At 56.1% G+C, this 21874-nt stretch carries 17 protein-coding genes and 11 tRNA genes; 20 read left to right on the top strand and 8 right to left on the bottom strand.

Going from position 1 to position 21874, the window contains the following annotated elements; translation table 11 throughout:
• The first annotated feature begins 16 nt into the window (after positions 1-16).
• Entirely contained in the window at positions 17-487 is a 471-nt protein-coding gene (locus JYB85_RS11695) for a hypothetical protein (protein ID WP_207379438.1), read from the top strand.
• 44 nt (positions 488-531) lie between these two features.
• On the opposite strand, the gene JYB85_RS11690 is transcribed toward JYB85_RS11695, so the two are convergent.
• Positions 532-1413, bottom strand: a complete 882-nt coding sequence (locus tag JYB85_RS11690; protein ID WP_207379437.1) for a LysR family transcriptional regulator — start codon at positions 1411-1413, stop codon at positions 532-534.
• Positions 1414-1530: 117 nt separating this feature from the next.
• Here JYB85_RS11690 and JYB85_RS11685 point away from each other — a divergent pair, with 117 nt between their 5' ends.
• Positions 1531-2769: an MFS transporter gene (locus JYB85_RS11685; protein WP_207379436.1), complete on the top strand. Its 1239-nt coding sequence runs from the start codon at positions 1531-1533 to the stop codon at positions 2767-2769.
• Here JYB85_RS11685 and JYB85_RS11680 read toward each other — a convergent pair.
• The 6 genes from JYB85_RS11680 to JYB85_RS11655 form a co-directional block, all read right to left on the bottom strand.
• Positions 2744-4129, bottom strand: coding sequence for a sigma-54-dependent transcriptional regulator (locus JYB85_RS11680; RefSeq protein WP_207320185.1), 1386 nt, complete (start codon positions 4127-4129; stop codon positions 2744-2746). The two genes, JYB85_RS11685 and JYB85_RS11680, sit on opposite strands and share 26 nt — an antisense overlap.
• The gene (locus JYB85_RS11675) at positions 4126-5934 is read right to left on the bottom strand and encodes a sensor histidine kinase (RefSeq protein WP_207379435.1); all 1809 of its coding nucleotides are present in this window, start codon (positions 5932-5934) and stop codon (positions 4126-4128) included. The genes JYB85_RS11680 and JYB85_RS11675 overlap by 4 nt, the downstream gene beginning before the upstream one ends.
• A 90-nt stretch (positions 5935-6024) precedes the next feature.
• On the bottom strand, positions 6025-7425 hold the full coding sequence (locus tag JYB85_RS11670; protein WP_207379434.1) for a TRAP transporter large permease: 1401 nt from the start codon (positions 7423-7425) through the stop codon (positions 6025-6027).
• Entirely contained in the window at positions 7422-8054 is a 633-nt protein-coding gene (locus JYB85_RS11665) for a TRAP transporter small permease (protein WP_228730091.1), read from the bottom strand. The genes JYB85_RS11670 and JYB85_RS11665 overlap by 4 nt, the downstream gene beginning before the upstream one ends.
• A gap of 98 nt (positions 8055-8152) precedes the next feature.
• Positions 8153-9175: a TRAP transporter substrate-binding protein gene (locus JYB85_RS11660; protein WP_207379433.1), complete on the bottom strand. Its 1023-nt coding sequence runs from the start codon at positions 9173-9175 to the stop codon at positions 8153-8155.
• 247 nt (positions 9176-9422) lie between these two features.
• Entirely contained in the window at positions 9423-9650 is a 228-nt protein-coding gene (locus JYB85_RS11655; protein WP_207320181.1) for a hypothetical protein, read from the bottom strand.
• A gap of 291 nt (positions 9651-9941) precedes the next feature.
• On the opposite strand from JYB85_RS11655, the gene gltX reads away from it, so the two are divergent.
• The 12 genes from gltX to JYB85_RS11595 all read left to right on the top strand — a co-directional run bounded on the left by gltX (position 9942) and on the right by JYB85_RS11595 (position 13078).
• Complete coding sequence (gene gltX / locus JYB85_RS11650; RefSeq protein WP_207379432.1) at positions 9942-11351, top strand: glutamate--tRNA ligase; 1410 nt, start codon at positions 9942-9944, stop codon at positions 11349-11351.
• Positions 11352-11456: 105 nt separating this feature from the next.
• Positions 11457-11532: transfer RNA gene (locus JYB85_RS11645), tRNA-Ala, on the top strand.
• 82 nt (positions 11533-11614) lie between these two features.
• A tRNA-Glu gene (locus JYB85_RS11640) sits at positions 11615-11690 on the top strand.
• Between the two features lie 39 nt (positions 11691-11729).
• A tRNA-Glu gene (locus JYB85_RS11635) sits at positions 11730-11805 on the top strand.
• Between the two features lie 165 nt (positions 11806-11970).
• Positions 11971-12046 (top strand) — tRNA-Glu (locus JYB85_RS11630).
• 36 nt (positions 12047-12082) lie between these two features.
• A tRNA-Ala gene (locus tag JYB85_RS11625) sits at positions 12083-12158 on the top strand.
• 34 nt (positions 12159-12192) lie between these two features.
• Positions 12193-12268, top strand: a tRNA-Glu gene (locus JYB85_RS11620).
• Between the two features lie 36 nt (positions 12269-12304).
• Positions 12305-12380 (top strand) — tRNA-Glu (locus JYB85_RS11615).
• 162 nt (positions 12381-12542) lie between these two features.
• Positions 12543-12618, top strand: a tRNA-Glu gene (locus JYB85_RS11610).
• A 36-nt stretch (positions 12619-12654) separates the two neighbouring features.
• Positions 12655-12730: transfer RNA gene (locus JYB85_RS11605), tRNA-Ala, on the top strand.
• 160 nt (positions 12731-12890) lie between these two features.
• A tRNA-Glu gene (locus tag JYB85_RS11600) sits at positions 12891-12966 on the top strand.
• 36 nt (positions 12967-13002) lie between these two features.
• Positions 13003-13078: transfer RNA gene (locus JYB85_RS11595), tRNA-Ala, on the top strand.
• A gap of 248 nt (positions 13079-13326) precedes the next feature.
• Here JYB85_RS11595 and JYB85_RS11590 read toward each other — a convergent pair.
• The gene (locus JYB85_RS11590; RefSeq protein WP_207379431.1) at positions 13327-15165 is read right to left on the bottom strand and encodes an ABC transporter ATP-binding protein; all 1839 of its coding nucleotides are present in this window, start codon (positions 15163-15165) and stop codon (positions 13327-13329) included.
• A gap of 170 nt (positions 15166-15335) precedes the next feature.
• Here JYB85_RS11590 and JYB85_RS11585 point away from each other — a divergent pair, with 170 nt between their 5' ends.
• From JYB85_RS11585 to JYB85_RS11560, 6 genes are all read left to right on the top strand, one after another.
• A complete protein-coding gene (locus tag JYB85_RS11585) occupies positions 15336-16778 on the top strand; it encodes an AlkA N-terminal domain-containing protein (RefSeq protein ID WP_207379430.1) in 1443 nt (480 codons plus the stop codon).
• 61 nt (positions 16779-16839) lie between these two features.
• The gene (locus JYB85_RS11580; RefSeq protein ID WP_207379429.1) at positions 16840-17376 is read left to right on the top strand and encodes a methylated-DNA--[protein]-cysteine S-methyltransferase; all 537 of its coding nucleotides are present in this window, start codon (positions 16840-16842) and stop codon (positions 17374-17376) included.
• 92 nt (positions 17377-17468) lie between these two features.
• Entirely contained in the window at positions 17469-18755 is a 1287-nt protein-coding gene (locus tag JYB85_RS11575) for a DEAD/DEAH box helicase (protein WP_207379428.1), read from the top strand.
• 34 nt (positions 18756-18789) lie between these two features.
• A complete protein-coding gene (locus JYB85_RS11570; protein WP_207324195.1) occupies positions 18790-19260 on the top strand; it encodes a phosphatase domain-containing protein in 471 nt (156 codons plus the stop codon).
• Positions 19261-19291: 31 nt separating this feature from the next.
• Positions 19292-20827 (top strand): phospholipase D family protein, encoded by a 1536-nt coding sequence (locus JYB85_RS11565; protein WP_207379427.1) that lies wholly within the window; start codon positions 19292-19294, stop codon positions 20825-20827.
• A 75-nt stretch (positions 20828-20902) separates the two neighbouring features.
• Positions 20903-21796 (top strand): chemotaxis protein CheV, encoded by an 894-nt coding sequence (locus tag JYB85_RS11560; protein ID WP_207379426.1) that lies wholly within the window; start codon positions 20903-20905, stop codon positions 21794-21796.
• Positions 21797-21874 lie beyond the last annotated feature (78 nt).

Raw genomic sequence — 21874 nt, 5'->3', positions numbered from 1 at the left:
ATAAGGAGAATAGATTATGAAATTGTCTAAATTAGTACTGGCTTCAACCCTGACCGGCCTGATGAGTTGTGGTGCCGCCACTGCCGCGCCTCACGAAAAGGCGCCTGCTGAACAGGCAACCCCATCTAAAATGCAGGTCACCCGCGCTGATTTCCTTGGCCTTAAGGATCAATATCTGGTCAAAACAGATAAGGGTGTCCAACCTGCCAAGTCGTTGAAAAAGGGCAATGAGTTGGTGACTCAGGGCGGCGAGCCTTTTGCAGTGCTGACCGGTAAGCTGGTGGTCAAGTTGGCTGAAGGGGTTTCCGCCGATGAATTTGCCAAGTCCATGGATCTGCGCCTTGACTGGCAGAGCAGCAACCAATTGGTGCTCTTGTCCGCAGCCGCCGACGCCGATCTGCTGGGCTTGCTGGAACGGCTGAAGGCCAATCCCCAGGTACTGCGCGCCAAGCTGGACCGGGCTGCCAACAAGCAAGAACCCATGTAATCTGATGGGGCTGATTGAAGAGCAGGGCTTAGGCCCTGCTTTTTTTATCTGCTCTCCAGCAGAAAGTCCACAAAGGCGCGGTCGGCCAGGCTCACGGGCCGGTCTTTTTTCCAGCTGATATGCAGGTCCAGATAAACAGGTGGGGAAAAGGGGCGGGCCACTATGTTATCGCGCTCGTTGATCACCATTTCCAACACACTGGTGATGGCAAAGCCCTGGGTGACCACCTGCTTTATCAGATTGATAAGGTTGGTCTCGAAGGCAATATTGGGTTGTTTGTTAAGCTCTTTTGCCCGCCCCAGGATCCATTCGCGGTGAAAATAGCCGGGCTTGAACATCACCAGCTCGTGCTCGAAGAAATCCTCCAGACTGACATTGCGTTGCTGAACAAGCGGATGTTCCTGGCCCATGGCCACCACCATCTGCTGGCGCACCAGCAGGCAGGAATCAAATTCCGGTTTCAGATCCTGGGCGGTGATCACCGCAATATCCACTTCTTCCTGCTCCAACATCCGTAGCGCATCGCGGGTGCCACCTTCGAACAGACTGAGCTTGAGATCCGGATAACGATGGCGGAAGGCCATTAAGCGCGAAGGCAGGTAAAAGGAGCCCAACATACCGGGAACGGCAATGCGCACCTCGCCCCGGGTCAGATTGGCCATGGCGCGGATTTGTTGTTTAGCTTGCTCCAGCTGCTGCACTATGCTTCTGGCATGCCCCAGCAGCAGCTGTCCCTCTGCCGTCAGCGTCAGTTGCCTGTCAGCCATGCCCTGGCTGCGGTTGACCAGGGTGACCCCCAGTTCCGATTCCAGGCGCTTGATGCTTTGACTCAGTGCCGGCTGCGCCAGATTGAGGCGTTTGGCGGCCCGGGTAAAACTGCCGGCCTCACTCAATTGCAGCAGATGATTCAGCTGTTTGATGTCCATGGGGGCCCCAATGATTCAAATATAAAAAACAGTAATCAATCGTATAACAAACATCTATTATGGTTATGTTATTAGGCTTGATATCCTGTGTCCATTGCCAACTATCAGGGGCGCAAGATGGCCGATTCCCAGACTTATTCTCTCTCCGGAACTGATGGTCAACGTTTGATTTATGGTTTGTCGCTGGCTTCTGTGGCTATCTTCATCAACCTCTATCTGACCCAGGGCATGCTGCCCATGTTGGCCGAACGTTTCGATGTCAGTGCCGGTCACAGTACCCTGGTGGTATCGGTAACCAGTTTTTCCCTGGCTCTTTCTCTGCTGGGCTATGCCTTGTTGTCGGACAGAATTGGCCGCCGCCGGCCTTTAATCGCAAGCCTGTGGCTGCTGGCCCTGTCCAATCTGTTGCTGTTTTGGGTGCCTGACTTTGATGCGTTGCTGTGGCTGAGATTGGGGCAGGGCATGCTGCTGGCTTCGGTACCGGCCATCGCCATGGCTTATCTTAAGGACAGACTGCCTCCTGTGATGCTGATGACGGCAGCAGCGCTCTACATTGCAGCCAACAGTTTCGGCGGCATAGCCGGTCGCTTGCTGGGCGGCGTAATGGCTCAATATCTGGACTGGAATCAGGCTGTGCTGTTGCTGACTGTGTTGACCTTGCTGCTGGTGGCCTCGGCACAGTGGCTGCTTGGCATAGACAGGGGCGCTGACAAACGCCACGTGCGCCAGGGGCAGGGCGCTCTCGGGGGATTTGTGCTGCACCTTGGTAATCCGTATTTGCGTGGTCTCTATCTACTGGGGGGATTGGCCTTTATGGTGATGGTGAACCAGTTCAGCTTTATTCAGCTGCATCTGATGGCCGAACCCTTTGGCTGGAACCGGTTTCAGGCCACTCTGATATTTTTGTGTTATCTGAGCGGTACCCTGAGCTCCGGTCAGTCGGCCCGGTTGATGAACAAGCTGGGGACTGTGCCCCTGCTTATTCTGTCCATTGGCCTGATGGCGCTGGGCAGCGTTTTGACTCTTGCCAATACCGAGTTGGCCATTTGCCTGGGATTCCTTTGCAGCGCCTGTGGTTTCTTTCTGATCCATGCCTGCTGTAACAGTCTGGTGGCGTTGGGCGCCGAGCAGCACAGGGCCAAGGCCACAGCGCTTTACCTGTGCAGCTATTATCTCGGCGCGGCCCTGGGCGGCCCCTTTTTAATGCCCTTCTGGCAGACCTGGCATTGGCAGGGCGTGGTGGCGGGATCCTTGCTGTTGATTGCGGCCAATGCCCTGGCATTATGGCGCTGGCAGCACCTGGCAAAATCCCGTCAACTTGATACTCCGGTCAGTCTTCGCCGCTGTCGAAATTGAGATAGTGTTTGCGGTCGAGTTCATACTTGCGCATCTTGTCGTACAGGGTTTTGCGGGGCAGCTCCAGTTGCTCCATGGTTAACTTGATGGATCCCTTGTTGTGACTGAGGGCCTCTTCCAGCAACATCTTCTCGAAAAACTCCACCCTTTGGGTCAATGACATACTCGAATGCAGCTGGCTGCTTGTTCCCAGATTGCCAGCAAAGGCCGCTTCGGCTCCCAGCAGCACGTAACGTTCGGCCAGATTGCGCAGCTCGCGGACGTTGCCGGGCCAGTCGTGTGAACTCATCAGTGCCTGCTGGGCGCTGCTTGGCGCTATGAGTTCCCTGTGGTAACGGGCCGACGCCAGGCGGGCGAAATGCAGAAACAGCAACGGAATGTCTTCACGACGTTCCCGCAGCGGCGGGATGGGCACTGTCACCAGGTTGAGGCGGTAGAGCAGATCCTGGCGAAATTCGCCTTTGTCGGATAAGGCTTTGAGATCCACCTTGGTGGCGGCAACCACCCGAATGTCCAGGGGGATGCTTTTGTTTGATCCCAGGCGTTCCACCCTTCTGTCCTCCAGTACCCGCAGCAGCTTGACCTGCAAGGACATGGGGGTGCTTTCGATTTCGTCGAGAAACAGGGTCCCGCCATTGGCGTACTCGAACTTGCCGATACGGGTTTTGTCCACCCCGGTAAAGGCCCCGGCCTCGGCGCCGAACAGTTCGCTCTCAATCAGATTTTCCGGAATGGCGCCGCAGTTGATGGCGACAAAGTTGGCTCCCTGGCGATTACTGTGATCGTGCAGGTAGCGGGCCACCAGTTCCTTGCCGGTGCCGGTTTCGCCCTCGATAAGCACATCCGCCGGGGTATCCAGCACCCTGTCTATGATATGGCGCATATGCACTATGCCGGGGCTGTGGCCGAGGATCCTTGGCCCGGGCACCTTGTGGGATTCCAGTTCCCGTTTCAGGTTTCGGTTCTCCAGCGTCAGGGCCCGTTTCTCCAGCGCCCGCTTGACCACATCCAGCATATGCTCGTTATTGAAGGGTTTTTCCAGGAAATCGTAGGCGCCTTGCTTAAGCGCATTGACCGCCATGGCGATATCGCCGAAACCGGTGAGCAGCACCACAGGCAAATCCGCATCGATGGCGCGAATTTTGGAGAGCAGGCTGATACCGTCAAGGGCCGGCATGTTGACGTCCGATACTATGACGCCGGGCCAATCGCGGCTCAGGGCGGCGCTCACGGTGCGCGGATCCGTGGTGTGGACCGCACTTAAGCCTTCCAGCTCAAACAATTGCACCAACACTGTGCCTATATGATGCTCATCATCGACGATAAGTACCTGGATATTTTCAAGTTGCGGACTGCTCATGACGCGTGGGATCCTTCGTGCCGGTAGAGGGGCAAAATAATGTCAAAAACGGCGCCGCCAGTATCGGCATTGGACACCTGGATGCTGCCCTGCATGGATTCGATAATCCTTTGGGAGATGGACAGCCCCAGGCCAAGTCCCTGGCGTTCATTGGTGGTGTAATAGGGTTCAAATATTTTCTGCATCTGGCTTTCACGCACCCCGGGACCGTTGTCCTGAATGCGGATCCGCAGTTTTTCATCGGCGATGGCGCTAAGTTGCAGTCTCTTGTGGGGGCATTGGGCCATGGCCACTATGGCGTTGCTCATCAGGTTCACCAACACCTGTTGCAATCGTACCTTATCGCCCCAGACTTCAATTTTCTGATCCGGCAGCGCCAACTTGAGCTCCACCCCTTGCTTGTCGATTTCCGGCTGCACTATGGTCAGGGACTGGCGTATGCATTCACCTATGTCGGTGGCCGTATCGGTGCCCTGACTCTTGCGGGTAAAGCTTTTGAATTGGCCGACGATTTCAGCCAGCCTGTCGGTGAGCTCCACTATGATGCGGATATTGTCGCCGGCCCGTTCACGCATGTCGCGGGCCAGGAAGGTCTGGGTATTTTGCGCATAGCTGCGAATAGCAGCCAGCGGCTGGTTAAGCTCATGGTTGATGCTGGCTGACAGGCTGCCGATGACTGTCAGCTTGGCCGCCTGAATAAGCTCATCCTGGGTGTCTTTGAGTTTGGTATTGGCGGCTTCCAGATCCCGGGTGCGTTCCCGCACCCTTTGTTCCAATTGATCCCTGGCCTGCAGCATGCGGGCCAGGCTGCGTTTGCGCTCGTTATGCAGCAGCAAACCCACCACCAGCAAGCCATAACAGCTGGCGGCCAGCAACAGCAGCATCGGCAATTCATCATGGAGTGGCTTCATGGGCGACAACACGTGCACCCGCCAACCGGCCTTGGCCATTTCCTGTTGGGTATCCATGTAGTAAAGACGCTTTCCGTTCGTTGGGATCTGGTAGCTTTGGGGGGCCTTCTCCTTGCCTGCTCGACTGTAAGGCGGGCGGATCAGCAGCTCATTGATGGCGCGATTGGCGTAGCGCTTGCTGGCATTGAGGGCAAAACGTTTACTTTGGGTCAGAGGTGTCAGTGAACTTAAGCGCCACTCGGCCCGGCTGGATAAGAACACTATGTCGTCGGGATCGGTTATCAGGTACTCATATTGGCCGGCTTCGGCAATGCCGGTGGCCTGTTGTTCTATATCGGCAATATCAACCTTGACCACTATGGCACCCAATATGGTGCCCCGGTCGTATATTGGGTAGGAAAAATAAAAACCCCTTTTATCGCTTGAGGTGCCGACGGCATAGTACCTGCCTAGTCGCCCGGAGATAGCCTCGATAAAGTAGGGCCTGAAAGAGTAATCCTGGCCAATGAAGGAGAAGCTCTGTTTCCAGTTGCTGGCGGCCACCGCAATCCCCAAGGCATCAATCAGGTAGATATCCGAGGCTTCGGTGACGTGTTGCAGTTCTTCCAGATACAGGTTCAGCTCGTGGCGCTTTTGGTCATTTTGTTGGTCGAGCAGGGCGCTGGCCAGGGTGGGGTTGGTGGACAGTACATGGGGTATGGTTTCGAATCGGGACAGCAAGCCGTCGAGCAGGCTGATCAATTGTGACAGTTGCTGCCGTGACTCCTGAGCCAACGCTTGTTCACCCTGGTGCACATGATACCAGGCTGTCAGCCTTAACGTCAGGAACAGGCCGGCAGCAATAAGCAGTGCCAATAGCATTTTTCTGCGGATTTTTGCCGTCACAGGCAGCATCTATGTCTCCCGAAAAACCTTAAACCATGCACTCGGCATGGTCTAAGGCTCGCTTAAAAATCAACGAGAATCAAGGCTATTGCCCGGTACTTACCTATAACCTTGCAGTGCATCAAGGTATTCGGGCAGGAACAGCGAAATTTGCGGCACATAAGTGATAAGCACCAGGAAGCCGAGCAGCAATAGCAACCAGGGCAGACAGGCATGGATAACCCAGCCTATGCTGCGTCCGGTAATGCCTGCGGTCACGAACAGATTCAGCCCCACCGGCGGTGTCAGCATGCCTATTTCCATGTTGACCACCATGATGATGCCAAGGTGTATTGGATCTATACCCAGTTGGGTGGCAATGGGGAACAGAATCGGGGCCATGATGAGCAAAATGGCGGAAGGTTCCATAAAGTTACCCGCTGCCAGCAACAGCAGGTTGACTATGATGAGGAATCCCCAGGCCGGCAAGCCCCAGCCCACTATAGTTTCGGCAATCACATGAGGAATACGTTCCGTGGTTAATACGTGGGCAAACAGCATGGCGTTGGCAATGATAAACAGCAGCATGATGCTGACCTTGGCACCATCACGCACCACCTGGCGGATCTCCCTGTCCACCGGCGTTTTTATCAGGGTCAGCAGACTGAACCAGATATTTCGGCCACAGGCTTTGAGCAGATTTTCACCGGGATTACGCCAGGCAATGCCTTTCATCGGCCCAATATCACGGTAGCCATAGACGGCGATTAAGTAGGCGTAAACGCAGGCCACCGCCGCCGCTTCTGTGGGGCTGGCGACACCGCCATAGATGGAACCCAACACGATGAAAATCAGCGCCAATCCACCCATGGCCTTGGCACTGGATTTCAGCAATGGCTTTACCCCGGGAAAGGGCCGTGAAGGCAGGTTTTTCCAGCGGGCGACTATGTAGATGGCCAGCATCAGCAAGAAGCCCATCAGCAGACCGGGGATTAAACCGGCCATAAACATGCGGGCCGCCGAGACCTCGGTGGCTGCGGCATAGACCAGCATCACAATGGACGGTGGGATGAGAATGCCCAGGGTGCCTGAGGTGGTGATAACACCGGCGGCAAATTTTTCAGGGTAACCGGCGCGTACCATACCGACGATAACGATTGAACCAATGGCGGCTACGGTCGCGGGGGAAGAGCCGGATACGGCGGCAAACAGCATACAGGCCATGACAGAGGCCATGGCCAGACCGCCGCGAATATGGCCGACACTGTCCATGGCAAATTCGATAATCCGCCGTGCCACCCCGCCGGTGGACAAAAAGGCGGAAGACAGAATGAAAAAGGGGATGGCCAACAGGGTGTAGTGCTCGGCGGTCGAGGCATAGAGTTTCAGTGCGACCGATGCCAGGGAATCATTGGAAAAGAGCAAAATGGTCAACATGCTCGAAAAGCCCAGCGCGATGGCGATGGGCATGCCCAGCAGCATGCACAGAAACAGGGATAGAAACAGGGTGGCGATTGTCATGGCTGGGCCTCGTTATCTTTCTTATCGGTATCAGCGTCAATCAGGTGCATGCTTTCTTTGGCTTCATCATGGAAACTGAATCCCACGGATTGATTGCGCAGTATGGCAATGAACAGCTCGATAAAGCGCCAGGTGAGCATGGAAAAGCCGATCAGCAGAATGCTCTGGGAGATCCACAGTGGAACAGCGGGGTCTTCCGGGTCGATTCGCAGTGTGTCCCAGGTAAAGTCGGGATCCATTTTGGCAATCAGCCAGTGGGGAAAATCTATGTCTTCCATGGGCACGCCTATCTGGTACATCTGCCCCAAATAATCCCAGCTGCCCACCAGAAACATCACGCAATAAACCAGGCAGACCAGTGCAGCTATCACTGCGGTTGCCTTGCGCGGCCCGGGTGACAGGGTGCGTACAAAGGCGTCCACCCCAATGTGGGCCCCGACCTTAACGCCATAGGACATACCAAATAATACAAACCAGCCGCAGATGGTCAGCGTCAGCTCTTCAATCCACAGGAAGCCGGTATTGAAGAAAAAACGGGCGATAACTTCGCCAAACACCAACAAGGTCATGAGGGTGATCAGCAGGTTTAGAAACCCTTCTTCAAAATAACCCAATATACGAGATATCACTTTGTTTTCCCCAACTTAGCCACTGCCTCCTGGCATTTTTAACCATCCCTGGCGTGCTTGTGTGTGTCCGGCCCCGGGTTTGGGGCCGGACGGTTTCATCATTGCTTGTTGGCAGCCAGAGCGGCCTCAATCATGTCTTTGCCAATCTGATCTTCGAACTTGGCCCACACGGGCTTCATGGCATTGACCCACTGCTGGCGCTGGGCGGGTGTCAGGGTGACCAGGGTGCTGCGACCGGATGCCAGGATAGCCTGCTTGTCTTCTTCATCTTTGGCAGCAGCGATTTCATTGCCGAATGCGATTGCTTCGTCGAGGGACTTTTTAATGACATCGCGCTTGTCTTTGGGCAGGCCTTTCCAGAAGGTGTCGCTGGTGACGACCATGTAGTCCAGCACGCCGTGATTACTTTCGGTGATGTGGCTTTGGACTTCATAAAACTTCTTGGAGTAAGTGTTTGACCAGGTGTTTTCCTGGCCGTCGATGGCGCGGGTCTGCAGCAGGGTAAACACTTCGGAGAAGGGTTTTTTCACCGGTATTGCACCAATGGCATCAAACTGGGCGGCAATCACGTCGGAGGCCATGATGCGGAATTTTTCGCCTTCAGCGTCCTTTGGCAGGTGCAGTGGGTTGTTGGCAGAAAATTGCTTCATGCCGTTGTGCAGATAACCCAGGCCAACGATGCCTTTACGGTTCATGGAGTTCAGCAGCTTCTGGCCGGCTTCGCTTTGCTGGAAGCGATCAACGGCGGCCATATCGTCGAACAGGAAGGGTAGATCAAAAATTTGCAATTTCTTGGTGTAACGTTCGAACTTGGACAGGGAAGGGGCAACCAACTGCACATCGTTCAAAAGCAGGGCCGCCAGCTCGTTGTTGTCACCAAACAGCTGTGAGTTGGGAAACACGCTGACCTTGTACTCGCCGGGAAGACGCTCTTCTACCAGCGACTTGAATTTGAGTGCCATCTGACCCTTGGGAGTGTTTTCTGCCACCACATGGGAAAACTTGATCTCTACCGGCTCTGCCAATGCACCAAAGCTGGTGCCGAGCAGGGCCGCGAGTGCGGTAACCTTGGTCAGGGCAAAGAGTTTATTGCGAAAGCCTTGTTGATAGCTGTGTTTCATTTTGGTTTCCCTTTTGTTGTCGTGGGTATTGTCCTCGGCGGGACAGCTGTCCTGCCTTGGGGGATCTACTGCCTTGAAATCCCTCGAGGTATGAAACAGTATAGGCAAAAGCCAAGCCAACTCTATTCACAATTGGTTAACCCATTTAACATCAGCGTGTTATGAATATGATCTGGGTCACGAACCCGGCTTGATTGGGTGAGATATCGCTCACGCCGATGTGGGGGGTGGGTGGGTTTCCACCCATTTATTTGGAGGCGCCCAGACGGCGCAGCACTGCATCGCTGGGCAGGAGTTCCAGGTGACCCTGTTCATCAAAGTACCAGCCATCAATAAATCCCTTCTGACGCATGGTGACCAGATTGTGCATGACTTCCCGGGCTTCCCTGAGGGCGGTTTGCTCGTCGTAATTGTGTGCCAGTTTAAGATAGGCCGCGATACTGGTAAGCGAAGCTGATTGACTGACGTGTGCCATGGTCGTGTCCTGTGCTGTACCTAAGGCAAAGCATAGTTCAGCGGGGGATGATTTACTAAAAAACGGCGCTGTAGATGCGGGTTTTGCGGTGCCGCAAGCGAGGGACCAATATGGCGTGTTGGGGCAGGGCGCGTCAGACTTTCGTCCCCGATGCCGGGACTATGCCGGTGGCGGGAAGGACTGACTGGAGTGGATGGTTTTCCAATCCTTGATTTGGCTGGTAGAATATCGCCACTTTTTATCTGTGTCCGGCTCAAGGGCCGTTTCTTCTATATAGGTTAATGTCCGCTTATGACAATCAAAACCCGCTTTGCTCCCAGCCCAACAGGATTCCTGCATGTGGGCGGTGCTCGTACCGCGCTTTATTCCTGGCTCCACGCCCGCGCCAATCAAGGCGAATTTGTGCTGCGCATTGAAGACACCGATATTGAACGTTCTACCCAGGAAGCCTGTGATGCCATTCTGGAAGGTATGCAGTGGCTGAACCTGAACTGGGATGAAGGCCCTTACTACCAAACCAAGCGCTTTGATCGTTACAACGAGATCATCGCCCAGATGCTGCAAGCCGGCACCGCCTATAAATGTTATTGCTCCCGCGAGCGTATCGAAGCACTGCGTGAAGAGCAGGCCGCCAAGGGCGAACGCCAGAAGTACGATGGCTGCTGTCGCAATGCTGCACCGCGCACTACCGACGAGCCGTTTGTGGTGCGCTTCAAGAACCCGCAAGAGGGCAGTGTGGTATTTGATGACCATGTGCGTGGTCGTATTGAGATTGCCAACGAAGAACTGGACGATCTGATCATTTCCCGCAGCGACGGTACCCCTACCTATAACTTCTGTGTGGTGGTGGATGATTGGGATATGAATATTACCCATGTGGTGCGTGGTGAAGACCATATCAACAACACCCCCCGTCAGATAAATATTCTCAAGGCCCTGGGTGCCCCTATCCCTGAATATGCCCACGTATCAATGATCCTGGGCGATGATGGTGCCAAGCTGTCCAAGCGTCACGGTGCCGTAAGTGTGATGCAATACCGCGACGATGGTTTCCTGCCGGAGGCGCTGCTGAACTACCTGGTGCGTCTGGGCTGGTCCCATGGCGATCAGGAGGTGTTCTCCATCGAGGAAATGAAGCAATACTTCAGCCTGGATGATATCAACAAGGCGGCCTCAGCTTTCAACACCGAAAAACTCTTGTGGCTGAACCAGCACTATATCAAGAGCCTGGATCCCGTTTACGTTGCCAGTCACCTTGAGTGGCACATGAAGGACCAGGGTATAGACACAAGTAATGGTCCTGCCTTGGCTGAAGTGGTATCGGCTCTGGCCGAACGCAGTAAGACCCTCAAGGAGCTGGCCGCTTCCAGCCGCTACTTCTATGAAGATTTTGAAGAGTTCGATGCCGAGCAAGCCAAGAAACATTTGCGCGGCGTGGCACTGGAACCATTGAAGCTGGTACAGCAGAAATTGGCGGCATTGCCTGAGTGGACCCTGGAAGCAATTCATCAAGCCATCGAAGCCACGGCTACCGAATTGGACGTGGGTATGGGCAAGGTGGGAATGCCTCTGCGGGTGGCGGTGACAGGTGCCGGTCAATCGCCCGCATTGGATCTGACTTTGCTGCTCATTGGAAAGGCCCGTTCTGAGCAAAGAATCTCCAAAGCGGTTGATTTTGTAGCAGATAGAATAAATGCCTAAAAAAGGCGTTGACACATTTGGGTGTGCTGCATAGAATGCGCCTCGCAGTTGAGACAAGGGGCCGCTAACGCTGGCAACGCACTCAAATGCGAGGTGAGATAGCTTGGGGCTATAGCTCAGCTGGGAGAGCGCTTGCATGGCATGCAAGAGGTCGACGGTTCGATCCCGTCTAGCTCCACCAAGTTATCTTTGCCTTGGTCAACCTACCTAAACGGTAGGTTGAATGCTCTTGGAGACCTGAGTTTAATCGGTTTTCGTCCAGGGTCCCCTTCGTCTAGAGGCCTAGGACACCGCCCTTTCACGGCGGTAACAGGGGTTCGAATCCCCTAGGGGATGCCACACTCCTTGAAGCCGGAGTCAAAACAGGTTTCGTCCAGGGTCCCCTTCGTCTAGAGGCCTAGGACACCGCCCTTTCACGGCGGTAACAGGGGTTCGAATCCCCTAGGGGATGCCACACTCCTTGAAACCGGAGTCAAAACAGGTTTCGTCCAAGGTCCCCTTCGTCTAGAGGCCTAGGACACCGCCCACTTTCTCTGGTAGAGAGTCGGCGGTAACAGTGGTTTGAATCCCCCAAGGGATGCCACACTCTTCTAAGCGAGTCTAAACACTTAGGTCCAGGGTCCCCTTCGTCTAGAGGCCTAGGACACCGCCCTTTCACGGCGGTAACAGGGGTTCGAATCCCCTAGGGGATGCCACAAATTCTGAAATATTTGCCATTCAGCGAAGATTTCGGGGCTATAGCTCAGCTGGGAGAGCGCTTGCATGGCATGCAAGAGGTCGACGGTTCGATCCCGTCTAGCTCCACCAAATACTCTTCACAGAGTTTAACTGTGAGTCCAGGGTCCCCTTCGTCTAGAGGCCTAGGACACCGCCCTTTCACGGCGGTAACAGGGGTTCGAATCCCCTAGGGGATGCCACACTCTTCTAAGCGAGTCTAAACACTTAGGTCCAGGGTCCCCTTCGTCTAGAGGCCTAGGACACCGCCCTTTCACGGCGGTAACAGGGGTTCGAATCCCCTAGGGGATGCCACACTCTTCTAAGCGAGTCTAAACACTTAGGTCCAGGGTCCCCTTCGTCTAGAGGCCTAGGACACCGCCCACTTTCTCTGGTAGAGAGTCGGCGGTAACAGTGGTTTGAATCCCCCAAGGGATGCCACACTCTTCTAAGCGAGTCTAAACACTTAGGTCCAGGGTCCCCTTCGTCTAGAGGCCTAGGACACCGCCCTTTCACGGCGGTAACAGGGGTTCGAATCCCCTAGGGGATGCCACAAATACTGAAATGTTTGCCATTCAGCGAAGATTTCGGGGCTATAGCTCAGCTGGGAGAGCGCTTGCATGGCATGCAAGAGGTCGACGGTTCGATCCCGTCTAGCTCCACCAAATACTCTTCACAGAGTTTAACTGTGAGTCCAGGGTTCCCTTCGTCTCGAGGCCTGGGACACCGCTCACTTTCTCTGGTAGAGAGTCGGCGGTAACATTGGTTTGAGTCCCCCAGGGGATGCCACACTCTTCTAAGCGAGTCTAAACACTTAGGTCCAGGGTCCCCTTCGTCTAGAGGCCTAGGACACCGCCCTTTCACGGCGGTAACAGGGGTTCGAATCCCCTAGGGGATGCCACAAATTCTGAAATGTTTGCCATTCAGCGAAGATTTCGGGGCTATAGCTCAGCTGGGAGAGCGCTTGCATGGCATGCAAGAGGTCGACGGTTCGATCCCGTCTAGCTCCACCAAATACTGCTCAGGCAGGAAAAAGCCACCTTAGGGTGGCTTTTTTGTTTTCAATGTTTTTTCTATCAATCAGCTAATTAAATCAAGCCAATAAACAGTACTGCCACAGCTCACCGGTCAGATATCTTCGAGCCCGGAAACTGGTGCGTTTATGGTGTTGAATGACGTGGCTTACAAAGCCTGTGTCTTTGTCTTGTTTGCGGGAAAACAAAGGGGCTGCCGGCGAACCGGCAAGCCGTTGTTATCGCGATCATTCGACGCCGAGGAAGCCGCCGGTCTGGTGTGCCCAAAGCTGGGCATAGATACCGCCGCTTTTCACCAGCTGCTGGTGGCTGCCTTGTTCAACAATTCTGCCTTCATCGAGCACTATCAGGCGATCCATAGCCGCTATGGTCGACAGGCGGTGGGCAATGGCTATCACAGTCTTGCCTTCCATCAGTTGATACAGACTTTCCTGGATCGCCGCTTCCACTTCGGAATCCAGTGCCGAGGTGGCCTCGTCCAGGATCAATATCGGCGCATCCTTGAGCAGCACCCTAGCGATTGCAATACGTTGCCTTTGGCCGCCCGACAGTTTGACCCCACGCTCTCCCACCTTGGCGTCCAGTCCCTGATGACCATCGGGATCGGACAACTCGGCAATAAAGTCTGCTGCCTGGGCCTTGCGTATCGCCTGCAGCAATTCTTCTTCACTGGCATCGGGACGACCATAAAGAATGTTCTCCCGAATGGAGCGATGCAGCAACGAGGTATCCTGGGTCACCATGCCTATGTGGGCCCGCAGTGAATCCTGATTGACCTGAGTGATATTTTGGCCATCGATGCAGATCTCACCGCGCTCCACATCGTGGAAGCGCATCAGCAGATTCACCAGGGTTGACTTACCGGCGCCGGAGCGGCCCACCAGACCGACCTTTTCGCCGGCGGCGATGGATAAATCCAGTCCCTCTATGACGCCGTGTGATTCGCCATAGTGAAAGCTGACGTTACGTATGTCTATCTGGCCGTGTTTGACTTTCAGTGGCGGCGCATCGGGCGCATCCTGGATCTGGGTTGGCTTCGACAGGGTATTCATGCCATCGGCAACAGTCCCTATATTTTCAAACAGCGAGCTGACTTCCCACATGATCCACTGGGACATGCCGTTGAGTCGCAGTGCCAGGCTGACGGCAATGGCGATGGCGCCTATGGTGATGGCACTCTCGCTCCACAGCCAAATGGACATGGCGGCGACGCAAAAAACCAGCAGGTAGTTTAGGATCTGCACGCTGACGTTGATGCCGGTCACCAGGCGCATCTGCCGGTACACAGTCTGCAGAAAGCCCTCCATGGAGGATTGGGCATAATCGGCTTCTCTTTGGGTATGGGCGAACAGTTTAACCGTGGTGATATTGGTGTAGCTGTCGACAATGCGGCCGGTCATGGTGGAGCGGGCATCGGCCTGTTCGGTGGCGACCTTTTTCAGGCGTGGCACGAAATACCATTGCAGGCCGATATAGCAGCACAGCCACAGCAGCATTGGCAGCACCAGACGCAGATCGGCCTTGGCTATCATCACCACCATGGTGGTGAAATACACCAATATGTAGACCAGCACATCCAGCAGTTTCATCACGGTTTCCCGTACGGCGAGCGCCGTTTGCATGACCTTGGTGGCAATGCGACCTGCAAAATCATTGTGATAGAAAGACACACTCTGGCGCAGTAAATATCTGTGTGCCAGCCAGCGTATGGCCATGGGATAGTTGCCGAGCAGGCTCTGGTAGACAATTAGCGCGTGCAGCAATACCAACACGGGAATGGCTACCAGCAGCAACAGCGTCATCCACAGCAAGGTTCGGCCTTCCTCGGCGAACAGGGTGCTGGGATCCTTGTCCACCAGCCAATCCACCAGCTGGCCCATAAAACCAAACAGCGACACTTCCAGCATGGCCAGCAGTGCGGTGAGCACCGACATGATAATTAACTGCAGTTCAAAGCCGCGGGTGTAATGGCGGCAAAAGGCATATAGGCCGCGGGGCGGCTGCGTGGCCTCATCGGCCGGCAGCGGATTGGTCCAGCGCTCGAAGCGGGAAAAAAGTTTATCCATTTTGTGTTCTTCATTATCCAACCAGTGCTTAGCATATCCGCTTTTCAATCCGGATGCCTCATGTGCACCTGTGCTTTCGGTTCGGTTCCGATTATCGCTGGTGGGGGCCGGTGGTTTTGGTTACTCTGGCTACAGAAATTCAAGCCAGACCGCCATTGAGGCTGATTGCCATGCCCAACTTACCTACGCCCCAGGCTTGCCGCGAAGCCAGACTCAGTCGTGATGCCCGCTTTGACGGACTGTTCTTTGTCGGGGTGCTGACCACGGGCATTTATTGCCGCCCCGTGTGTCCGGCCGTGGCCCCCAAGGAAGAAAACGTGCGTTATTTTGCCAGTGCCCAGGCCGCGGCCCATGCGGGGCTGCGTCCTTGCCTGAGGTGCCGTCCCGAGTCGGCTCCTGGCTCCTTTGCCTGGAAGGGCACGGGCACCACGCTGGAGCGGGCGCTGAAACTGATAGACCAAGGCTTGCTGAATGATGGCGGCGACAACCAGGCCATGGAACATCTGGCCGAGCGGCTTGGGATCAGCAGTCGCTATTTGCGGCGCCTGTTTCAGGAGCAATTGGGGCTGTCGCCCAAGCAATACGCGGATTACCAACGGCTGCTGTTTGCCAAGCAGCTGTTGCATCAAACAGACATGAAAATCACAGACGTGGCCATGGCCGCCGGTTTTGGCAGTCTGAGGCGCTTTAACGAAGTATTCCGTGACACCTTGCAACTGACACCGAGTCAGTTGCGGCAGAAACGTGGTGTGCAGGCACAGACCTGCCTCTTGCTCAACTACCGCCCGCCCTATGATGCACAGGCCATGCTGGCATTTTTCCGGCTGCGGGCGGTCGATGGCATGGAGTGGTTTACCAGTCAGGAAGGCGAGCCCTGTTACGGGCGAACTCTGAGGCTCAACGGCCTGCTGGCCTGGTTTGAGGCCTGCCATGAACCCGAGCAGCACAGATTCAGGGTGCGTATCGGTTTCGACGAGGGCAGCGATATGAGTCAGCTGCGGCCCTTTGTTATGGCCATTCGCCGTATCCTGGATCTCGACGCCGATATGGACAGCGTCGCCCGTTGCCTGCCGCTTGGGCTGGTCACCGAAGGCAAGGCGCTGCCGCGTTTGCCGGGTGCCGGTAGCATGTTTGAGGCGGCCTGCCGCGCCATATTGGGGCAACAGGTTAGTGTCAAACAGGCCACCCAACTGCTGGGCAAGCTGGTTCGGGAATGCGGTGAGAGGCGTACCGTGGCCGGGCGTGAACTGTGGTTTTTCCCGGCAGCCGGCGCCCTGGCACAAGCCACCCTGGATGAATTGCGAATGCCCGGCAGTCGCAAGGAGGCGCTGCGCGCCCTGGGGGCCAAATTGGACGCCGAACCCGATATGGGCGCCGATGCGATGCTGGCCATCAAGGGCATAGGTCCCTGGACCGTCAATTACGCCAGAATGCGCGGCGAGGGCGATCCCAATGTGTTGCTGGTGGGCGATCTTGTGGTGCGTAAACGCCTGCAGGCCGTGTCACAGCGCCAGGGAGAGGCCATAGATACTGATGCCCTGGCCAAACAGGTGGCGCCCTGGGGCAGCTACCTGACGTTGGTGCTGTGGGCCATGGAGGACTCGCCGTCATGAGCATGAATATGAGCATGGGCATGAGCAGGCATTGAATTTGGAAGAAAGTAGGAGACGAGCAATGAAATCACTCAGCAGCAACCGCATTTGCTGGCAGGCCGCGGCCGAGGTGCTGGCCAGCGCCGAGTATCAGTCCAGCGTTGGTCGGCTGTATTTGGCGGCAGGTGCCGCAGGATTAACCCATTTGACGGCGGCCCCCTTGACCGGGGTTGAGTTGGGGCAGGGGGACGAAGCGGCCCTGGCAAGTGCCAAAGGGCACCTTGCTGAGGCGATAGCGCAACTCGATGAGTATTTTGCCGGCCAGCGCCTTGGCTTTGAGTTGATGCTGGCCCCCAAGGGCACCGCCTTTCAGCGCCGGGTCTGGCAGGCACTGGTGGATATAGCTCCCGGCGCCACCTGCAGTTACAGCCAACTGGCTGATGAGATAGGCAATCCCAAGGCGGTGCGGGCCGTGGGCTGCGCCAACGGCGCCAATCCCATTGCCATTATTGTGCCCTGCCACAGGGTGATAGGCAAAAGCGGCAATCTGGTGGGCTATGCCTGGGGTCTGTCAATGAAACAGGCGCTGCTGGATCTGGAAACTCCGGCAGCTGGATAAAAGGGCCTGGCTGGCTCGCGTTGCTGAATTTACGGGCCTTTGGGGCCCGTTTCTTTTAGAATACCCGGTCATTTGAATTTAACGGTGTTGCCATGATTGAAGTTTCAGCCCCGGACGCGGGTTTTGCTGCCTTACCCTTATCTGCTGCCCTGCAGGAAAGGCTTGTCGCCCTGGGATTCAAGATCCCGACGGCGGTGCAATGGCAAGCCATTCCCAAGCTGGCGGCAGGTGAAGACCTGCTGGCGGTCGCAGACACGGGCCAGGGCAAGACGGCCGCCTTCGCCTTGCCGCTGCTGGATCTGCTGGCCAAGGGCGCCCGCCGCCGCGGCCAGGGTAATCAGGTACGTCTGTTGGTGTTGGTGCCGACCCGGGAATTGGCGCAGCAGGTTGCCAGCGCGTTCGAAAGTTTCTGCGAATCCGCCAAGGGCCACAGCGCCAAAATCCTCGCCGCCTATGGCGGTGTTTCGGTCAACAGCCAGATGCTGGCGCTGCGCGGCGGCGCCGATGTGCTGGTGGCGACGCCTGGACGTTTGTTGGATTTGCACGGCAGCAATGCGGTGCGCTTCGATGCCCTGGAAGCCCTGGTGCTGGATGAGGCCGATCGCATGTTGAGCCTGGGCTTTGCCGAGGAGCTGGCGTCCATCCGTGAACTCCTGCCCGTCAAACGCCAGACGGCGCTGTTTTCCGCCACTTTCGGTGAGGAGCTGCAATCCCTGTTGCCCCAGTGGCTGAAACCGGGATTTCAGGAGCTGCAACTGAGCCAACCCAAGGCCTCCACCCTGGTGCAGCGGGTGATCACAGTCAACAAGGAAAACAAGGCGGCGCTGCTGGCGTCCCTTATCAAACAATACGACTGGCGCCAGGTGCTGGTGTTTGCCAGTGCCAAGAGCAGCTGTCAGCACCTGTGTACCAAGCTCGCCAAGGCCGGCATCGAGGCCCAGGTTTTTCACGGTGACAAGAGCCAGGGCAGTCGTGACCGTACCTTGGAGGATTTTCGCAGCGGCAAGACCCGGGTGCTGATCGCCACCGATCTCGCCGGTCGCGGCATCGATATAGATGACCTGCCTGTGGTCATCAATTTTGAGCTGCCCCGCAGTCCGGCGGACTATATGCACCGCATCGGCCGCAGTGGTCGGGCTGGGCGCGAGGGACTGGCGCTGTCGCTGATTTGCCACGAGGAGTATCACCACTTCCGGGTGATAGAAAAGAAACACAAGCTGAGGCTGGAGCGGGAGCAGATCCCGGGCTTTGAGGCCAGCGCCGATGCGCCAGAGGGAGTGGATATAGCCAAACCCCAGGCCAAACCCGAAGGCACCGGCAAGAAAAAGCGTAAAAACTTGCCCCCGGTCAATGCCGGGATCTGGCGCAAACCCTCATAGTGTGAGTGTCTGGCTTGTTTGAGGAGTGCCGCTGATGCAACAGGTGTTCTGGTTGATTGAAGGTGTGTTGGCCGGTCGCAGTGGTCCCAACAAGGATGCCTGGGATCCCCGTGCCCTGAGGGCGTCCGGCATAGGTGCCGTGCTGTCGGTCAATGGCGGGGAAGGTTGCGATCCCAAGGCGCTGGCGGAGGCCGGTCTGGACTATGCCTGCTTCCCATTTTCCACCAATGTGCCGCCCTTGCCGGGCGATGACGCGCTGTGTGCCGAACAGGCCGAAAAGGCGCTCGCTTGGCTGCTCGAGCATGAAGCGCGCGGTGTACCTGTGCTGGTGCATTGTCGCAACGGCCGGGACAGAACCGGGATCCTGATGGCCTGTTATCTGATGCACAAGGGCGCAGCCCCTGTGCATGCCGTCAGTCAGGTGCGCAGCATCCGCGAGACGGCCTTCAGTTCTGAGGGTTGGGATCAATTGGTTTACGACGTGCTCTACCGGATGCAAAATTAACCAAGGTCAGTAACAGGGCAGGAGAACAGCGATGGTTCGCCGGGGCAGCAAACGCTTGGCACGACTGCGCAATCGACTGCTGACGCTGCTCGGGTATGTGCCCCTGCGGGATCTGGCCAAGGCGCGAAGTGCCCGTGAGGCGCAGACGGTCGAATCGCCGGCTATGGCCGGGACCGAAACTTCCCCCCTGGATTTAACCTTACTCGGCGCCTCTCGACCGGAACAATGCGGCGCACTGCCGCTGTACGATGGTGTGGATGCCATGGTGGCCCGCCTGGCGCTGATCCGCAGCGCCAAACATTGTATCGATGTGCAATATTATCTGTTCCGCCACGATGAGGTGGGAAAACTGCTCATCTGGCAACTGCTTGAAGCTGCCGATCGCGGCGTCAGGATCCGTTTGTTGCTCGATGACACCACGGGTATGCGTCAGGATGCCGAGCTGCGCGCCCTGTCCTGTCACCCTCAAATCAGCGTCAGATTGTTCAATCCAGCCCGCCTGCGCCGTTGGCGCTCGCTGTCTTTGTTGTCTGATTTCGCCCGCCTCAACCACAGAATGCACAATAAATCGCTGTCGGTGGATGGCCTTTTGGCCATAGTCGGTGGCCGTAACATAGGTCGGGAATACTTTGGCGCCGATACCGAGCTGGAGTTTGGCGATCTTGATTGCCTGTTGACCGGGCCCGTGGTGCAGCAAGTGTCTACCCAATTCAATGCCTTCTGGGATGGACCCGATACCTTTGGTATAGAGACCATCAGGCCCGAAGATGATTTGGGATTGACTGCTTTGCAGGACGACATCGAGCGGGCGCGGCCAATGCTGGGCCATTCCCCCTACCTGGAACGCTTGGCAAGCAGCAGTCTGTTACATGCCATCTCGAATCGGGAATTGGGCTGGTTTTGGGGCCCGGCAAGCGTGCTCAGTGACCCGGCACACAAGGCAAGGCAGGACAGTCAAAGGGATTGGCTGATAATGGCCCTGGCGCAGCGTATGCGGATGGTCAAAAAGCAACTTGTCATCATTTCTCCCTATTTTGTGCCTTCCCGCGCCGGGCTGGAATTATTGACCTCCCTGCGAAACCGGGGTGTGGGTATCAGGGTTATCACCAACAGCCTGGCAGCAACCGACGTGCCCCTGGTGCATGGTAAGTACCGAGGTTACCGGCAGGCGTTGCTGCAGGCCGGTGTCGAGATTTATGAGCTTAAAAGTCAGGTGCGGCGCCACCACCGTGTCTGGCGGGGCTCCCGTGCCAGTCTGCATGCCAAGAGCTTTGTGTTTGATGATGCAGGCTTGTTCGTTGGTTCATTCAATTTCGATCCCCGCTCCGCCTGGCTCAACACAGAGATGGGGGTGATGCTGGAAAACCCGGCCTTGGTGGCCAATCTGGATCTGGTACTGTCAGGGATACTCGCCAGGCAGGCTTATCAGCTGATTTGGGATGCTGATGGCATGGGCTGGCGCGATCCTCAAACCGTCAGGGTGTGGCGCCGGGAGCCCGAGGCCGGCGTCTGGCGCCGTTTGCTGGTGACTTTGCTGGCCTGGTTGCCCATAGAAAAACTTTTATAATTGGGTGCTTTGCCCCCTTTCTGCCGGGCCATAAACTGTTAGGATAGAGATTGAGGTTTCATCAAGGTTAACTGAATGAAAAGCAAGGCTAATCAATCACAAGGATTATTGCTCTTCCATTTGAGCAAGTCGCAGCTGTTTGCGCTGGGGACATTGAAGATCCGCGAACTTGTTCCCTACAGCCCGCTCAATGCAATGCCCCAATCTCATCCAGCCGTGATGGGAACGGCGACGGTAAGGGGCCAAACCATAGCTGTGGTGGACATGGCGGCAGCAGTGGGTTATCCCCCGGTCACCGAAGATGAGCGTGCCAGCTGTTACATCATTATCACCGACTGTCAGCGGATGCTGATAGGTTTTCTGGTGCGGGGCATAGACAAGATCATCGAGTGCAACTGGCGCGACATAGAGTCGCCACCGGATAATCTCGGCAAACAGGCCTTTCTGACCGGGGTAACCCGTTATCAGGACCGCTTGGTGCAGTTGCTGGATGTGGAGCTGCTGTTGTCCAAGGTATTCCCCATACAGGACGACAAGCGCATCGCCGTTTTGACCGATGTGCAGCGAGAACAGATTAAGCCCCTCAACATCCTGCTGGTGGACGATTCCAAGGTGGCCCGCAAGCAACTCAGCGACGCGCTGGATGCGATTAACATTCCCTATCAGGTTGCCAGTAACGGCAAGGATGCGCTGGCCATCATGGAGCAAAATGCCCGGGATCACAGGCCGGTGCAACTCTTGGTCAGCGACATCGAAATGCCCGGTCTTGATGGCTATGAACTGGCCTTTGAGGTTAAAGATAATCCAGCTTTGTCAAAAGCTTATATTATTCTTCACACCTCGCTTTCCAGTGAAATCAGCGTAAGCCAGGCCCATCAGGTGGGGGCGGATGAGGCGCTCACCAAATTCGACGCCCAGGAGCTTATCGCCGCCATGTTGCGTGGTGCACACAAGGTCAGTGGTAACTGATCCGCTGGACAAGGCGTCCGAGTCCCTGTAAAACCGGCTGGGGACCAGCGCAGGCGCAGGCATTCGAACCAGTGCGTC

This window comes from Shewanella sedimentimangrovi, assembly GCF_017354965.1.
GTDB lineage: Bacteria > Pseudomonadota > Gammaproteobacteria > Enterobacterales > Shewanellaceae > Shewanella > Shewanella cyperi.
The sequence above is the reverse complement of the archived record's forward strand: the minus strand, read 5'-3'. Positions and strand labels throughout refer to the sequence as shown.

Bases quoted from the DNA above. Each gene is read 5' to 3' on its own strand.
- JYB85_RS11685 (WP_207379436.1), top strand. From the start codon at position 1,531: ATGGCCGATTCCCAGACTTATTCTCTCTCCGGAACTGATGGTCAACGT.
- JYB85_RS11585 (WP_207379430.1), top strand. From the start codon at position 15,336: ATGCCCAACTTACCTACGCCCCAGGCTTGCCGCGAAGCCAGACTCAGT.
- JYB85_RS11695 (WP_207379438.1), top strand. From the start codon at position 17: ATGAAATTGTCTAAATTAGTACTGGCTTCAACCCTGACCGGCCTGATG.
- JYB85_RS11675 (WP_207379435.1), bottom strand. From the start codon at position 5,934: ATGCTGCCTGTGACGGCAAAAATCCGCAGAAAAATGCTATTGGCACTG.
- JYB85_RS11655 (WP_207320181.1), bottom strand. From the start codon at position 9,650: ATGGCACACGTCAGTCAATCAGCTTCGCTTACCAGTATCGCGGCCTAT.
- JYB85_RS11690 (WP_207379437.1), bottom strand. From the start codon at position 1,413: ATGGACATCAAACAGCTGAATCATCTGCTGCAATTGAGTGAGGCCGGC.
- JYB85_RS11565 (WP_207379427.1), top strand. From the start codon at position 19,292: ATGGTTCGCCGGGGCAGCAAACGCTTGGCACGACTGCGCAATCGACTG.
- JYB85_RS11575 (WP_207379428.1), top strand. From the start codon at position 17,469: ATGATTGAAGTTTCAGCCCCGGACGCGGGTTTTGCTGCCTTACCCTTA.
- gltX (WP_207379432.1), top strand. From the start codon at position 9,942: ATGACAATCAAAACCCGCTTTGCTCCCAGCCCAACAGGATTCCTGCAT.
- JYB85_RS11570 (WP_207324195.1), top strand. From the start codon at position 18,790: ATGCAACAGGTGTTCTGGTTGATTGAAGGTGTGTTGGCCGGTCGCAGT.
- JYB85_RS11670 (WP_207379434.1), bottom strand. From the start codon at position 7,425: ATGACAATCGCCACCCTGTTTCTATCCCTGTTTCTGTGCATGCTGCTG.
- JYB85_RS11660 (WP_207379433.1), bottom strand. From the start codon at position 9,175: ATGAAACACAGCTATCAACAAGGCTTTCGCAATAAACTCTTTGCCCTG.
- JYB85_RS11680 (WP_207320185.1), bottom strand. From the start codon at position 4,129: ATGAGCAGTCCGCAACTTGAAAATATCCAGGTACTTATCGTCGATGAT.
- JYB85_RS11590 (WP_207379431.1), bottom strand. From the start codon at position 15,165: ATGGATAAACTTTTTTCCCGCTTCGAGCGCTGGACCAATCCGCTGCCG.
- JYB85_RS11560 (WP_207379426.1), top strand. From the start codon at position 20,903: ATGAAAAGCAAGGCTAATCAATCACAAGGATTATTGCTCTTCCATTTG.
- JYB85_RS11580 (WP_207379429.1), top strand. From the start codon at position 16,840: ATGAAATCACTCAGCAGCAACCGCATTTGCTGGCAGGCCGCGGCCGAG.